We start from the raw sequence: 14,980 nt of genomic DNA on the forward strand, positions 1-14,980 counted from the left end.
TGGTATTTTAAGAAAGATGATAGATACTATTTATGAAGAAGGGCTAGAATAGATAATGAGATATTTCAGAATATCTGTAGGTTATTCGTAAATAATTACCTGTAACTTTGCTACTTTAAAATATTAATAACAGCATATTCAGGTAACTTTAAGAGGTGATAGTCATTATTTAAAGAAATGGGTGACACTAAAACTAAATATTCCATAATTACTCTCAGATTCTATTAATATTAGTTGTTTAAGAAATCTTGCAGATGCAAAAAGTAGAGTTCCACCAACATTACCAAATAACCAAACCATAAAAAAGTCTCTTTAAGATTTTTTCGTAGTTTGTTTAACCTCAAATTATTAAGACTTATCTGTTACTAATTGAAGTAAATTTATTTATAATATAGGTTGATAATAGTTGGAGTTCGTTGAATCATTCTTTTTATTTGCTATATCATATTTGGTCTAGAAAGTATCTTAGACATAACAAGTCAGTTTAATCATATTGCTTATTGATTCTGATTTAGAATGTTTGATAAGGCTTTTAAATATTATTATACATATCTAAATAGCGGATTTTAATTAAACTTCATGAACGCTTATTAAACATGAGCGCTCTTTTGAAAAATTGTAGGAAATAGCTTTTAGACAAAAAAATAATCCAAATTGGACAATTATTTTAAAATTATTAATAGAGGAGTTTAAATCGTCAAAGGTGTAATTTATAAAATCTGTATTTTGTTTAATATATTATTGATTGCCGCTATTTTTGGTTTTGTTCTAACCACTTTATTGTTTTTAAAAAAGTCTACCCAACCAAAAGCCATTATTTCTCTAGGAGGCTTTTACTTTTTACTATCGGTGTATGCTTTACAGGCATATATTATAGATGGGGTTCACTTGGCAAAATGTAGTTGGTTTTTCTTGTGGCCACTTATGCTGTATAACCTGTTCGCCTTGCCCATTTATTTTTATTTTGAAACGATCATGGAAGATAGACTCAGGTGGAAAAAAGAATATAGTATTCTTTTTATTCCCTTTATTTTGAGTGTCATCGATGTGGGCTATATTTATTTACAGCCAGATGCGGTTTATGCAGAAATGTTGCATGATGCCATGACCGACCCTAAAAACAGACTCCATGTAAGCTATTGGCTGTTAGACCTAGATCAGCATATGCTTTTGCGTCATGTTTGGCAATTGGCTGCCTTATTGGTGGTATTGCCCAAGTTGTTGAACTTTATCAAGAAAGGCAATGCAGATAATCTAAAGAATATTTTGAATAAATGGTTGTTGGTCTTTTGGATCGGATTGGCATTATTCGCTGTTTTTGCCATTATATATGCTATAGAGAATATGCTGGCGGTAAATATTTTTGAAGGGGGGGCTCTGGTACCGATAATACTATATACGATAATGTTCTCCATTGGGGTCATCCCAATTTACTTTCCTACCATTTTACATGGGTATCCTCAGGTAATCGAAACTACTGTAGATTCAAAACAATCGATTTCCGACCAACAACTCGATAGTAAGTATGGATTGGATGAATCGAGGATAAAAAGAAAATTGAAGCTTCTCGTTGAAAAGAAATTGCACCTGCATCAAGATTTTAATGTTACCAACTGTGCACGTGAGATGGAAATGCCTACGCATCATTTGTCTTATTTCATTAAGCAGCAGTATGGACTTAATTTTACTTCCTATAAGAACAATTTACGCATGGAGTATGCCAAAAATCTCATTGAAGAAGGTTTTTTGGATACCAATACTATGGAAGCCTTGGCTTGGGAGTGTGGTTTTGCCAATAGAAGCTCTTTTAGTAAGGTTTTTAAAAATGCAACAAAGTATAGTCCAAGTGATTACGTATTAAAGCTAGCGGCAGATAGCTAATATAGCGTAGCTTATCAGCTCCCCTTCCTTTCTTTTAAGAATCCATAAAATTGGTGTCGAGATTTAATTTGGGCACCAATAACCCTCCATTGTTTATACTTTTTCGTACCTATTCTAGTTTTTTTGCAGACTTCGGTTCACAGACTGTAAGAATTTACTTTAATACTAAGAGATAGGCTAAAATAAAAAGATAGACCTGTTTTATAATCTAGAGAAAATCTTACTGCCTGGTAATCTAAAATCTAAACCAATTACTAATTAATCAAACCTTATGAAAAGTACCCTCAAGTGTATGCTCTTGCTCTTTTGCTGCCTCGGTTTTGGCAGTATCATGGCACAGAATCCATTTATTACCACCTGGAAGACAGATAATCCGGGAGCTTCCAACGACTATCAAATTACCATACCCACCGGCGAAGGCACTTTTGCCTATACCGTAGACTGGGGCGATGGCTCTGTGGACAATACGGTCTACACTGGCGATGCCACTCATACCTATTCCACTGATGACACCTATACGGTAAAAATCATTGGCGATTTTCCTCATTTAAAATTTGAATCTGGAGAAGATAATGAGAAACTACTGTCGGTAGAGCAATGGGGAGACCAAATATGGGGTTCCATGGCGTACAGTTTTTACAATTGCACCAATTTAATTATTAATGCATCAGATGCCCCTGACCTTTCACAGGTATTAGATATGACCGGTATGTTTTTAGAGGCATCATCCTTCAATCAGGATATAAGTGGTTGGGACGTAAGCAATGTGACCAGTATGGCCTATATGTTTAGAGGAGCCACTCAATTTAACCAGGACATTGGAAATTGGGATGTATCCAATGTGACAGATATACAGGAGATGTTCAATGGTGCCAAATACTTTAACCAAAATTTGGGCAATTGGAATGTGGCCAATGTATCCAATATGAGAGGTTTGTTCTTTTATGCCTCAGCTTTTAACCAAAATATTAGTGGCTGGGACGTGCGGAACGCTACCAATATGAGTACCATGTTCTATTCTGCCGGATCCTTTAACCAGGATATAAGTGGTTGGGACGTAAGCAATGTGACCAATATGTCCTACATGTTCACACAGGCATACGCCTTTAATCAAGATATTGGAGGTTGGAACGTGGGAAATGTTACCAATATGATCGGTATGTTTTATAGTGCCAGGGCATTTAACCAGGATATTTCTTCATGGCAAGTAGGTCAGGTTGAGAATATGGGCTATATGTTTTATTTGGCAACTTCCTTTAACCAAGATATTGGTAGCTGGAATGTTGGTCAGGTAGAGAATATGAACTCCATGTTTTCCACTGCAACCAACTTTAATCAGGATATCAGTGGTTGGGATGTGTCCAATGTGACGGATATGGGTAGAATGTTTTATGCGACAAGGAGCTTCAATCAAAATATTTCTTCCTGGGATGTAGGGCAGGTAACTAATATGAATTCAATGTTCAAGAGGGCATCAAAATTCGATCAGGACCTTGGTTCTTGGAACGTAGCTAGTGTCACGGATATGTCCAGTATGTTCGAAGACGCCGGACTTTCCACGAAAAACTATGATAAATTGCTTAGTGCGTGGAGTTCCCTAAGCCTAAAGCACGGTGTTGAATTCGGAGGAAGTTTAACCTATTGCCTGGGCGAGGATGATCGTCAAAGCCTAATTGATACCTATGGATGGAATATCATTGATAACGGTAAGGATTGCACAGACTACGATGAAGACGGCGATGGAATATTGGACATGGAGGATAATTGTGTTTCCGTAGCCAATAGCGATCAGTTGGACACTGATTCCGATGAGCTCGGGGATGTTTGTGACCCCGATGACGATAATGATGGCACACTTGATTCTGAAGATGCTTTTCCGTTAGATGAAAACGAGGATACGGATACCGATGGTGACGGAACTGGCGACAATGCCGATGAGGACGATGATAACGATGGCACTTCTGACGGGGAAGACGCCTTCCCATTGGATGAAAAAGAGGATACGGATACCGATGGTGACGGAACGGGTGACAATGCCGATGAAGATGATGATAACGATGGCACACCTGATTCTGAAGATGCTTTTCCGTTAGATGAAAACGAGGATACGGATACGGATGGAGACGGAACGGGTGATAATGCCGATGAGGACGATGATAACGATGGCACACCTGATTCAGAAGACGCCTTCCCATTTGATGAAAATGAGGATACCGATACGGATGGTGACGGTACCGGGGACAATGCTGATGAAGACGATGATAATGATGGCACTCCTGATTCTAAAGATGCTTTTCCGTTAGATGAAAACGAGGATACCGATACCGATGGGGATGGTACTGGGGACAATGCCGATGAGGACGATGATAATGATGGTACTCTTGATACGAAAGATGCCTTTCCATTGGATGAAAATGAGGATACCGATACGGATGGTGACGGCACTGGCGATAATGCCGATGATGATGACGACAACGATGGTACTCCTGATGCGGAAGACGCCTTCCCATTTGATGAGAACGAGGATACCGATACCGATGGGGATGGCACTGGGGACAATGCCGATATGGATGATGACAATGATGGAATTCTGGATACTCTTGATAGCTGTTCCAATACTCCTTTAGGTGAAACGCCTGATGCCAATGGTTGTTCAGACTCCCAAAAAGATAGTGATAAGGACGGGTTAACCGATGATATTGACAATTGTCCCAATACTCCAAATGGTGAGGCTGTAGATGCCAATGGGTGTTCGGATAGCCAAAAGGATGCCGATGCCGATGGGGTTATCAACGATTTAGACCTCTGTCCCAATACCCCTGCTGGGGAAGCTGTGGATGCCGAGGGCTGCTCCGATAGCCAGAAGGACAGCGACTTTGACGGGGTAAGCGATGCAGATGACCTATGTCCGGATTCCCCTGAAGACGAGGCCGTGGATGCCAATGGTTGTACCCCTTCCCAAAAGGATAGCGATGCCGATGGTGTTGCAGATAGTGAGGACGAATGCCCTAGCACACCATCTGGCTTAACCGTAGATACCAACGGTTGTGCCGAGGTACAGAAAGATGCCGATGGTGATGGGATCCAGGATTCCTTGGATAATTGTCCAACAGTTGCTAATCCCGGTCAGGAAGACAGGGACGGTGATGGCCTTGGGGATGCTTGTGATACCATAGAGTTGAACGTTTCCCAAGCTTTTACGCCCAATGGCGATGGGGTAAACGATACCTGGACCATCTATGGTATAGAAAACTTCCCTAACTCTCTGGTAAGGGTATTCAACAGTTGGGGAACAGAAGTATTCTCTGCCAAGAATTACCAAAACGATTGGGACGGCCATTACAAGAACTTGAGCAGTGGTTTACCCGACGGTGGTTCCTATTACTTCCAGGTTGACCTTGAAGGCGATGGAAAGATCGACATGGACGGGTGGCTATTCTTATCCAAACAATAATCACAATATAAAAGAAATACAATAAAATACCATGCAGAATATAAAGAATATAGTATCCATCGCACTCTTCCTCATCTTTGGGACCTTAAGTGCACAGCAAGAAGGACTGTTGACTAATTACCGTTACCATATGAATGCCTATAACCCAGCCTATGTCTCCCCAGGGGGAGAGACGGCCATTACTTCCAGCTTCCGCCAGCAATGGACGGGAGTGGAAGAGGCACCAAGGACCATGGTAATCTCCTTTGGTACCCGATTGGGCGAAAAAATGGGTTTAGGAGTTTCAATTATGAACGACAAGACCTTTGTTGAGAGTCAGACATTTATCGGTGTCGACTACTCGTACAAGCTTCAGATTTCAGAAAAAACAGAACTGTATTTGGGTCTTAAGGCGGGTGGCAACAGTTATTCAGTGAACACAGCTGGCTTAGAGACCTATAATATACAGTCGGATCCCGGTATAGCATCCATCTCAGATTTTAACCCTAATGTTGGGGTCGGGGTTCTGTTTAAAAGGGAAGCACTTTTCCTTTCATTAGCTATTCCCAGAATATTAAGCACAGACAGGGCAGAGAACGACAACGGTACAGCCATTGCTACAGTGGCCAAGCCTCACCTTTACGTAACGTTAGGTTATGACCTTCAATTGGGTAAAGGTAATCTTATGCTAAAGCCTTCTGCGATGATGCGACAAGTTAGCGGAGCACCATTATCTATAGATTTTAACACCATGTTGTCTTTTAATAATGATTTTGAACTAGGAGCCAGCTACAGGACCGATTCTGCATTTGCAGGGTTGGTTAATCTGAGTCTACAAAAGCGACTAATCTTAGGCTATGCGTATGAGGTGAGTACCAGAAGCGAACTGGCCAGTGTTAAAAATACCAATGAACTATTCTTGAGGTTTATATTCTAAATAACAGGAGTTAAGTTGCAAAAAGAATATAAAGATGAGGTGCATTTGGTACCTCATCTTTTTTGAATGATAATATCTTAACCAAAATGGATGTTGATATCTTTAGTTAAGTTTGAGTAAAAGGAGATACATTTATTAATTAACTTTTTCAAATAGTTTAATGCTATTAGCTATTCGACTAGTATTTAGGTTTTCAATTTAAAGATGCAATAATTATATAAACAAAGGAGATAGGTTTACAGGTTGGGCTAGATGCAAGGTTATTGATATTGTTTCATAGATTAATTATTTTAAGCTAATGTATTTATAAAGTAGTGGTATGGATTCAATCGAAAGCATATAAAGGAGCAGAGAGGTTTGGGTCAGATACACACCAAGATGACATCGTTTCATAGGTATCACGCTGTTCTTTAATTTACTTGAAAATTATACAGTAGATTAAATTCTAAACACTCAAATAGCGGCAGTTGAAGAAGATATGTAACTTCTGATTTCTAAAAATGAAGTATTGAAAAGGAAGCTTGAATATTTAACGAGCATCCCTGGTGTATCTTTAATATCGGCAGCTATGGTGGTCGGGGAAACCTTGGGTTTTGAATATATAATCAATGGTAAGCAGTTTGCAAGTTACGCCGGTTATGATGTGGTACTGAGGGAATCGGGAAACTTCAAGGCAAAGACCAGGATCAGCAAAAAAGGAAACAGCCATATCAGGGCGGTACTGCATATGCCCTCGATGACCTGCGTACGCTGTAACCCGACATTGAAACAGTTCTATAATAGACTGAAACCTAATAAGGCAAAACCTTTGGTGGCGCTTGTAGCGGATCAGAGAAAACTGTTGATTCTAATGTACACCTTATGGAAGAACAAAGAAATCTATAACGCTAAATTTGAAATAAAAAAGCAGCAAAAGCATGAAGCCCTTGCTGCGCGGGATAACAGTTTGATAAATCAATCTGTTTTCTAAAGGATTAAAGAAAAAACTTATAGACACAGTACCTCGTATTTTCCTTATTGTATTATAGTTAAGAATAGACGCCTTCTCTAATAACGGTATACAATCTGTTATAGCTAATACTTTTTCTGTTGAATTATTTTCAGACAGTAAAACAATGGTATTAAAAAATTCTTCTGTTTTAATATTTCTAAACTCACTGAGTTCACTTAAAGGAATGATACTTTTTGGAATAAAAAATAGAAGAGGTGTATAGAGCTGTTTTATTAAACTTTTTAGTGTTTTGCTTGTATCCATTCTATTCTTTTAAAAGATTGGAGTAATCTTCGGCCAGTTCAGCATCTATATCACGTAAATATTTTTCTAAGGCGGACATTGAATTATGACCCGTAATCAACATTAATTTACTTTTGGCTTCAAATGGTGTAGCATCTTTTAATATTACCCGATATAGTTTTGTGATATACGTATGTCTGAAGCTGTATAATCCAAAATCTTCGTTTAGATTAAAATGTTCTTTCACTTTTTGTTTAAATCGTTTAGAGAAATAATTTCTTCTGTTGGTTTCTTTAGTATCCCAAGCTCCACCAATTTCGGTAGGGGTAAAAAGTAAATGATTGGATTCAAATTTGATAAGTCTAGTATTTCATCAAATAGCATTTGTGGAATTATTTTCTTTTTTAACTTACTGTTTTTAGCATGGAAGGTAAGTGTTCTGTTTACGTAAATCTACGTCTTTAATGCGAAGCCTAGATACTTCTATAGGTCTTAGAAAGTTATGTGCAACGAATTTGATATATAGTAATAATATCGGGTCTTCTTCCGTCAAATGTTTAAATATACTTTTTTCTACCTCGAGAGAAAATGTTTTATTCCGATTTGGGACAGATTTTAAAACCTTAATCGTTTTTATAAAGTTGAATTTTATAATTTCATTTTCTTCTAAAGTTTGTAAAAAAATACCAAGGGTCAATCTGAAATTATTTCTATTTCTTGGGCTGGTATTGATGACTATTTCGTTTAAAAAGTCAAGCAACATTTTTTTAGTTAATTGATGGCTGTATTTAATATTTGGATAATTTTCTGATAGCCATTTTAAAAAGGCTTGACCTTTAAGTCTATAATCTTGAACTGTTCTAGCTTTAACTTGATTTTTCTTCAACTTTAAAACGTAATCGAAGGCATCTTTTAGGGGCATTCCTAAATCCTTTGTTTCCGATTGAGTCGGCAATTCTATATTCGCTTTGTTGTTGTTAGATTTTTTATGTTCGGTTTTAATTTTTTCTACTTTATTGTCTACCCTTACTTGCTTTAAATTCGGTTCATGAATTTTTCCGGCCGATTTATTTTCAAATGGACTGTACCCTGCTCTTAATAATTTTAATAGATTTTTACGGTACGAGGTGAGAATTGTCAATCTATCTGCCTTGGTCTTATAATTATTTGCTTTGCCGTAAATATTCTTCATTCGTTCCAACTTATTAGTTTTTGGGTTCCTAAATGAAAAATAGACGTACCATCTTTTTGAAAGATCACCTTTGGCGGTATAGATTTTTGGTACTGAAAAATTTGGTTTTGTAGACAAATCGTGTTCTAAATCGTGTTCACTTTCGTGTTCAATTGTAATTGCAAGCTGAAATATAGACATAAAAAAACGGTTTAGAGTGAACTAAACCGTTGTTTCCGTACGTTTTACTATGGTAGCGAGAGGGGGGCACGATCCCCCGACCTCCGGGTTATGAATCCGACGCTCTAACCAACTGAGCTACCTCGCCATATTATTTTTAAACGGCTGCAAATATAGGGGTAATTTATTTGTTCTTCAACAAAACTTGATTAAAAAAATAATACTGGTCATTTATTTTTTTATCATTTAGAAATATATATATTGCTCGGCATAAAGTAGCATGACAATGAGCGATAAAATAAAATTTGAATTAGAGTTTGTAATACAGTCTTCCCCACAAATGTTATATCAGTACCTAGCAACACCTTCAGGACTGTCTGAATGGTTTGCCGATAACGTAAATTCTAGAGGTGAAAAATTCACTTTTATTTGGGATGGAGCAGAAGAGGAAGCTAAGCTGTTAAAGAGAAAAACAGATGAGTTCGTTCGTTTTGCTTGGGAAGAAGCAGAAGACGATAGCTTTTTTGAAATGAAAATAATCGTTGATGAAATAACAAAAGATGTTTCTTTGTTTATAACCGATTTTGCCGAAGATGATGAAATTGACGAATCTAAAATGCTATGGACAAATCAAGTTTCCGATTTGAAACAGGTGCTAGGTTCATCTTAAAATATTCTTATTTACAGTATCTTTGAGCCTTAATTTTTTAAGGCTTTTTTTATGTTCAATTTTAATGGCGGACTACTTGAGGATAATTCATCTTTTTTAAATGAAAAGAATAGGGGAGTTCAGCTTGGTGATGCCGTCTATGAAGAATTACGGGTAATCAATGGTGAAATTATTTATCTAGAAGATCATTATTTACGCCTTATGTCATCCATGAGAATTTTACGAATGGAGATTCCTATGAATTTTACTATGGAATTTATGGAGACTGAAATTCTAAAAATCTTCTCTGAAAATGATTTAAAACAAGCGAAACGGGTAAAATTCACCGTTTTTAGAAATAGTCAACACAATTTTTTTGAGTCTGATAACAGTATATCTTATTTCATTGTAAGTGACACTTTAAACAATCATTTTTTTGTTTTAAGCGAAGACAATTATGAGGTAGAACTTTTTAAGGACTTTTATAAGAATTCTAGTATGCTATCTAATTTAGATACCAATAATAAGATTCTGAATGTGGTAGGAGCTATTTACGCCCGCGAAAATGATTATCAAGATTGTTTGCTGCTGAACGAGAGAAAGCAGGTTATAGAGGCTCTAAACGGTAATATTTTTATTGTAAAAGGAAATAAGATTAAAACACCACCTGTTACAGATGGTTGTACCAATGGCGTTCTAAGAAAAAAATTGATCGAACTTCTATCAAAATTAGATGGTTTCGATTTCTTGGAAGACAGTATTTCACCGTTTGAGCTTCAAAAAGCAGACGAGCTCTTTATCGTAAATACAATTGATGGAATTGTTCCAATAACAAAATATAGAAAGAAAGCGTTTGTAAATACCGTTGCAAAGAATCTATTAGGGAAACTTAATGCTGCTGCAAGATTATCTGTAAGTCCAGGAGTTTAATTTAAACTAGGGTTTTCTGGGGCATTGGACCAAAGCAGGTAATTACCGCCTAATTGTATCATATTTTCTTTCCAAATAGCTGTTGCGGCTTTTTGAATGATTCTACTTTCGTGCTCATTCTCTACTACGATCCAAGATTTTGAGGTTAGCTCTTCATCTAATTGTAGTGATGACCAGCCAGAATAACCTAAAAAGAAACGGATATCATCTTCAGAGATTATTTCTTTATTGATCAACTCTACGGTAGTTTCAAAATCACCTCCCCAATAAATTCCGTCTGAAATCTCAACACTGTTATCAATTAAATGTGGAACTTTATGAATAAAATATAGGTTGTCTTGCTCTACCGGTCCGCCATTATACACTTGAAAAGGAATTTCGATTTCGGTAACCAATTCATTTATTTGATACTCTAATGGCTTGTTTAGAATAAAACCAACTGAGCCCTCGTTACTGTGTTCTGCAAGTAAAACTACAGATCTATTGAACGAAACATCTCCTGTTAACGAAGGTTCCGCCACTAGTAATTTTCCTTTGGTTGGCTTTAGTGCTATCATAAATATTATATGATTATATTTCTAAAGTAAGACAAATCCTCTTAAAAATCAAAAACATAGAAATAAAAAAAGCGCCTTTTAAGGCGCTTTTCAAAAATTTATCAGTGTAAAATTAGTTTACAGCTTTACCTAAATCAGCACCTGCTTTAAACTTAACTACATTTTTAGCAGCGATTTGGATAGTTTTTCCAGTTGATGGATTTCTACCTTCTCTTGCATTTCTTTTAGATACGGACCAAGAACCGAAACCTACTAAAGAAACTCTATCTCCTTTTTTAAGAGAACTTTCAACATTTCCCAAGAAAGATTCCAATGACTTTTTTGCCGCAGCTTTTGTGATGCCAGCGTCTGCTGCCATTGCATCGATCAATTCTGTTTTGTTCATAATGTGATAATTAATTGTGATTAAATAATTTATACCTATTAACAAATTTATATGGATTTCTGAGCAACACAAGTAAAACGGGCGGAAATCCCTTATTTTGTTGATAACTCAGCGTGTTTGTTGATAAAGTAGGTTTTTTTCTACGTTTCTTTCAGCCCAATAATAACGGGGCTTTAGCCCATTTTGGCATTTTCTTCTAAATTAAGACCGTTCAACAGATCCTTTACTTGCATTCTTTTCTTGCCCTGTAACTGTATTTCAAGTAGGTTTAAGTAACCATCATCAACCGCAACTTTCATTTCTTTTTTATTAAAAACCAGAGTTCCCGTGGATAAGTCATGCTTTGCAGTTTCAATTTCTACCTTGTAAATTTTAGTAATAACTGTTTGCTCTCCGTTGGTTAATGTTGTCCATGCCGCAGGATACGGACTCAACCCTCTAATAAAGTTATAAATGTCGTTTGAAGATTTGTTCCAGTCTATTTCACAAGTCTCCCTATGTATTTTATGGGCATCTTTTAAATTCTGTAAATCGGGCTGTTTATGGGTGGTGAAATTTCCAGATTCAATTTGTTCTACCGTCTTTAATACGGTATTGGCTCCCAAATGCATTAATCGATCATGTAGATCCTCAGCGTTATCGGTTTTTTTAATTACCGCCTCGTCTTGCATTATTATCTCACCGGTATCTATTTTCTCATCAATAAAGAATGTAGTTACCCCAGTTTTGGTCTCCCCATTTATTATCGCCCAATTTATGGGTGCTGCACCTCGGTATTGTGGCAATAATGAGGCATGTAGATTAAAGGTGCCATACTTGGGCATATTCCAAACTAACTTGGGTAGCATTCTAAAAGCGACCACCACCTGTAAATTGGCGTTCAAATTTTTTAATGTTGCTAAAAAAGCTTCATCTTTTAAGTTGGTTGGTTGAAGCACCTTTAAATCATTTTCTACGGCATATTTTTTAACGGCAGATTCGTTTAATTTTCTACCCCTACCTGCAGGTCGATCTGGTGCGGTAATGACACCAACGATATTATATTCATTTTTTACCAGCATATCTAAAATGCCAACGGCAAAATCAGGTGTTCCCATAAATACAATTTTCAATGCTTCCATATTATAGTAGTTGGTATTCGTTAATGTTATTTAATGTTATCAAATTATCTTCTAATAGTTCCTGTAATGCCGAAATAATAGTTTCTTGAGAAATATTTAGCTTTAATTGCAGCTCTCGTGAACCTGCATCTTTCTCCTTTAATGCTTTTATGATTTTTATTTTGGCGTGAACAATGGATGTGTTCTCGGTTTTTTGGCTCGTGCAAACATCACATATGCCACAAGGTTGTTCTTGTAGTTCTCCAAAATAGCCTAAGAGTTGAATGCTTCTGCAAACAGTATCATTTTCTATATAAGAAAGCATAGCGTTCACTTTCTCTATTTTAAGCTGATTTTGTTCTTCTATATTTTTCGCGAAAAGATTAATGGTTCTATCATCATCTCTTGGTACCAGAAAAAAAATCTCTAAATCGCTCGTTGCACTGGAGTACTCAATAATTTCATCTTTTGCTAAAAGCTCAAAATTTTCATGAATTTTATATTCCGGCATTGACGTTTTTTTTGATAACATATAGGTGTTTATAGGTGTATCAAATTCAAACAATCCTCCATAAGTGCGTAGAACTATCTTTATAAAATCTGCCAGTTTATTGTTTTGGTCGATATACCTATATAAGGTGTCTTTGTCGGTAATAAAATTAATGGTAATTTTTTTAGAGAAATTTTCGGATAACGAGATTACCGAATTCCTATCCAGTATTTGTAAAGTATTATAGGTAACGAATGTATTAAGCTTATAAATACTACAGAATTCATTGAAATTAAGATGAAACCTTGCTTCCGTAAACTCTCCATATCCAATCTGAAAAAATGTACTTAATTTTTTATAAATCATTTTAACCTGGGCAACACTCGGCAAAATATCTAAAAATTGCTTTTTGACTAAAACCTTATCTGTAGTATTGGTCAATATTATAGCTTTTGCAAAAGCACCATTTCTACCGGCTCTACCTGCCTCCTGAAAGTAATTTTCTACGCTATCCGGTATTTGGTAATGTATCACCAATTCTACATCTGGTTTGTCTATACCCATACCAAAGGCGTTGGTGGCAACGATTATTTTATAGTTGTTCTTTAACCAAAGTTCTAAGCGTTCCGTTTTTTTATTTTGATCAACACCACCGTGGTAAAATGTTGCACTAATATTATTCTGAACCAAAAACTTTGATAGCTCTTCTGCCATTCTTCTACTTCTAACATAAATAATGGCACTTTGCTGTACTTGTTGGCAGTATTGTTTTAGGTATCCTCTTTTGTCTTCGGTAAACTGTACTTCAAGCCCAATATTTTTTCTAAAGAACGAGTCTTTTATGACCAAAGGGAAGGTGAGTTCTAGAGAATTGATAATATCTTCACTAACTCTTTTTGTGGCCGTAGCGGTCAAAGCTACTATTGGTGGCGTAGCATGTAATTGGCGTAAAACCGAACAGCTTAAATAGGCGGGTCTAAAATCATGTCCCCATTGAGATATACAGTGTGCCTCATCAATAACGAACATAGAAACGTTCATGCTTTTTATTCGTTCTTGTACAAATTCTTGTTGCAGACGTTCTGGCGATAGATATAAGAATTTATAGTTGCCATAAATACAATTATCCAATAGCTTATCAAGTTCGTTAAATTTAAGTCCGCCTTTTAGACCTATGGCTTTAATACCAAGCTTCTGAAGATTATTTACTTGATTTTCAATTAAAGCTCTTAGCGGTGAAATAACGATACAGATACCATCTTTTGATAATGCCGGAACTTGAAAACACAAAGATTTTCCACCGCCAGTAGGCAGTAGGCCCAAAACATCTTGACCATTGATTATGGCATTGATAATTTCTTCTTGAGAGCCTCTAAAACTTTCAAAACCCCAATAATTGGATAAGATTTCTTTTGGAGTACTATTCACTCGCTCCGTTTATATGGTCTATTACAAATTGCAATCTATTATCAATGGTGCCGAAAGGAACTTCTATGGGTTTGTAACCAAGTTCAATATAGGTGTTTTCCAATTGTTCATGTATGCCGCAAGCTTGCTCAAAATTTTCCATTCTCTCATTGTCTTGCACATAAATCTCTTTCCAGGGTGGTAAAATCAGCACTTCGTCATATCTATTCTTTAGGCACAAATCTGCGTAACGTGGTTCTGTAGTTTGTCCAAAATAATTCATATAAGCGATAACATCGGGCAAGCCACGATCATAAAAGACATGTTCTTTGTTTATATTTTTGCCATTTTCAAAATGCTTCAATCTTGCGCTGATCAGCTCATCATTAAAGCTTTTTGCATCCTTTACAAAATCAATAGGGTTAACGAGTTGGTCTTCTAATGAAACATCATCCAACGCATTTAAAGTCATGGTTCTGATCACTTCATGAAAACAATGGTAGCCATTTTTTTCCAACGAAGATATTAATACTGTTTTTCCTGTTCCAGGACCACCTGTTACAACAATTCTTTTGCTTTTCAAACTCTTAATTTATAAACGCAAAAGTACATAAACCGCCAGTATT

At 36.4% G+C, this 14,980-nt stretch carries 13 protein-coding genes and 1 tRNA gene; 6 read left to right on the forward strand and 8 right to left on the reverse strand.

The features are described from left to right. The first annotated feature begins 726 nt into the window (after positions 1-726). The 4 genes from DCS95_RS00230 (at position 727) to DCS95_RS00245 (ending at position 7,221) form a co-directional block, all read left to right on the forward strand. Complete coding sequence (locus DCS95_RS00230; protein ID WP_164674085.1) at positions 727-1,881, forward strand: helix-turn-helix domain-containing protein; 1,155 nt, start codon at positions 727-729, stop codon at positions 1,879-1,881. A 271-nt stretch (positions 1,882-2,152) separates the two neighbouring features. Further along, the gene (locus tag DCS95_RS00235) at positions 2,153-5,335 is read left to right on the forward strand and encodes a BspA family leucine-rich repeat surface protein (RefSeq protein ID WP_116768859.1); all 3,183 of its coding nucleotides are present in this window, start codon (positions 2,153-2,155) and stop codon (positions 5,333-5,335) included. A 31-nt stretch (positions 5,336-5,366) separates the two neighbouring features. Further along, positions 5,367-6,251 carry a PorP/SprF family type IX secretion system membrane protein gene (locus DCS95_RS00240; protein WP_116768860.1) on the forward strand — a complete coding sequence of 295 codons (885 nt, stop codon included), beginning with the start codon at positions 5,367-5,369 and terminating at the stop codon, positions 6,249-6,251. Between the two features lie 508 nt (positions 6,252-6,759). Further along, on the forward strand, positions 6,760-7,221 hold the full coding sequence (locus DCS95_RS00245; protein ID WP_164674086.1) for a transposase: 462 nt from the start codon (positions 6,760-6,762) through the stop codon (positions 7,219-7,221). Between the two features lie 286 nt (positions 7,222-7,507). Here DCS95_RS00245 and DCS95_RS00250 read toward each other — a convergent pair whose 3' ends face one another. From DCS95_RS00250 to DCS95_RS00260, 3 genes are all read right to left on the reverse strand, one after another. Further along, complete coding sequence (locus tag DCS95_RS00250) at positions 7,508-7,732, reverse strand: hypothetical protein (protein ID WP_116768862.1); 225 nt, start codon at positions 7,730-7,732, stop codon at positions 7,508-7,510. Positions 7,733-7,903: 171 nt separating this feature from the next. Then, a complete protein-coding gene (locus DCS95_RS00255) occupies positions 7,904-8,857 on the reverse strand; it encodes a hypothetical protein (RefSeq protein WP_116768863.1) in 954 nt (317 codons plus the stop codon). Between the two features lie 50 nt (positions 8,858-8,907). Continuing rightward, positions 8,908-8,984 (reverse strand) — tRNA-Met (locus tag DCS95_RS00260). A gap of 138 nt (positions 8,985-9,122) precedes the next feature. Between DCS95_RS00260 and DCS95_RS00265 the strand changes: the two genes are divergently transcribed. Next, positions 9,123-9,506 (forward strand): START-like domain-containing protein, encoded by a 384-nt coding sequence (locus DCS95_RS00265; RefSeq protein ID WP_116770093.1) that lies wholly within the window; start codon positions 9,123-9,125, stop codon positions 9,504-9,506. A gap of 51 nt (positions 9,507-9,557) precedes the next feature. Then, positions 9,558-10,415, forward strand: coding sequence for an aminotransferase class IV (locus DCS95_RS00270; RefSeq protein WP_116768864.1), 858 nt, complete (start codon positions 9,558-9,560; stop codon positions 10,413-10,415). Here the strand turns inward: DCS95_RS00270 and DCS95_RS00275 are convergent. From DCS95_RS00275 to DCS95_RS00295, 5 genes are all read right to left on the reverse strand, one after another. After that, complete coding sequence (locus DCS95_RS00275; RefSeq protein ID WP_116768865.1) at positions 10,412-10,972, reverse strand: YqgE/AlgH family protein; 561 nt, start codon at positions 10,970-10,972, stop codon at positions 10,412-10,414. The genes DCS95_RS00270 and DCS95_RS00275 overlap by 4 nt on opposite strands. A 112-nt stretch (positions 10,973-11,084) precedes the next feature. After that, positions 11,085-11,360, reverse strand: a complete 276-nt coding sequence (locus DCS95_RS00280; protein ID WP_262885585.1) for an HU family DNA-binding protein — start codon at positions 11,358-11,360, stop codon at positions 11,085-11,087. Between the two features lie 170 nt (positions 11,361-11,530). Then, on the reverse strand, positions 11,531-12,478 hold the full coding sequence (gene fmt, locus DCS95_RS00285) for a methionyl-tRNA formyltransferase (RefSeq protein ID WP_116768866.1): 948 nt from the start codon (positions 12,476-12,478) through the stop codon (positions 11,531-11,533). A gap of 1 nt (position 12,479) precedes the next feature. Beyond that, positions 12,480-14,375, reverse strand: coding sequence for a RecQ family ATP-dependent DNA helicase (locus tag DCS95_RS00290; RefSeq protein WP_116768867.1), 1,896 nt, complete (start codon positions 14,373-14,375; stop codon positions 12,480-12,482). Continuing rightward, complete coding sequence (locus DCS95_RS00295) at positions 14,368-14,937, reverse strand: AAA family ATPase (RefSeq protein ID WP_164674087.1); 570 nt, start codon at positions 14,935-14,937, stop codon at positions 14,368-14,370. The genes DCS95_RS00290 and DCS95_RS00295 overlap by 8 nt, the downstream gene beginning before the upstream one ends. Between the last annotated feature and the right edge of the window lie 43 nt (positions 14,938-14,980).

This window comes from Maribacter litoralis (genome assembly GCF_003075045.1).
GTDB lineage: Bacteria > Bacteroidota > Bacteroidia > Flavobacteriales > Flavobacteriaceae > Maribacter > Maribacter litoralis.

What these genes read in the sequence shown, in the direction of transcription:
- DCS95_RS00235 (WP_116768859.1), top strand. Translation starts at nt 2,153, where the DNA reads ATGAAAAGTACCCTCAAGTGTATGCTCTTGCTCTTTTGCTGCCTCGGT.
- DCS95_RS00240 (WP_116768860.1), top strand. Translation starts at nt 5,367, where the DNA reads ATGCAGAATATAAAGAATATAGTATCCATCGCACTCTTCCTCATCTTT.
- DCS95_RS00255 (WP_116768863.1), bottom strand. Translation starts at nt 8,857, where the DNA reads ATGTCTATATTTCAGCTTGCAATTACAATTGAACACGAAAGTGAACAC.
- DCS95_RS00265 (WP_116770093.1), top strand. Translation starts at nt 9,123, where the DNA reads ATGAGCGATAAAATAAAATTTGAATTAGAGTTTGTAATACAGTCTTCC.
- DCS95_RS00270 (WP_116768864.1), top strand. Translation starts at nt 9,558, where the DNA reads ATGTTCAATTTTAATGGCGGACTACTTGAGGATAATTCATCTTTTTTA.
- DCS95_RS00275 (WP_116768865.1), bottom strand. Translation starts at nt 10,972, where the DNA reads ATGATAGCACTAAAGCCAACCAAAGGAAAATTACTAGTGGCGGAACCT.
- fmt (WP_116768866.1), bottom strand. Translation starts at nt 12,478, where the DNA reads ATGGAAGCATTGAAAATTGTATTTATGGGAACACCTGATTTTGCCGTT.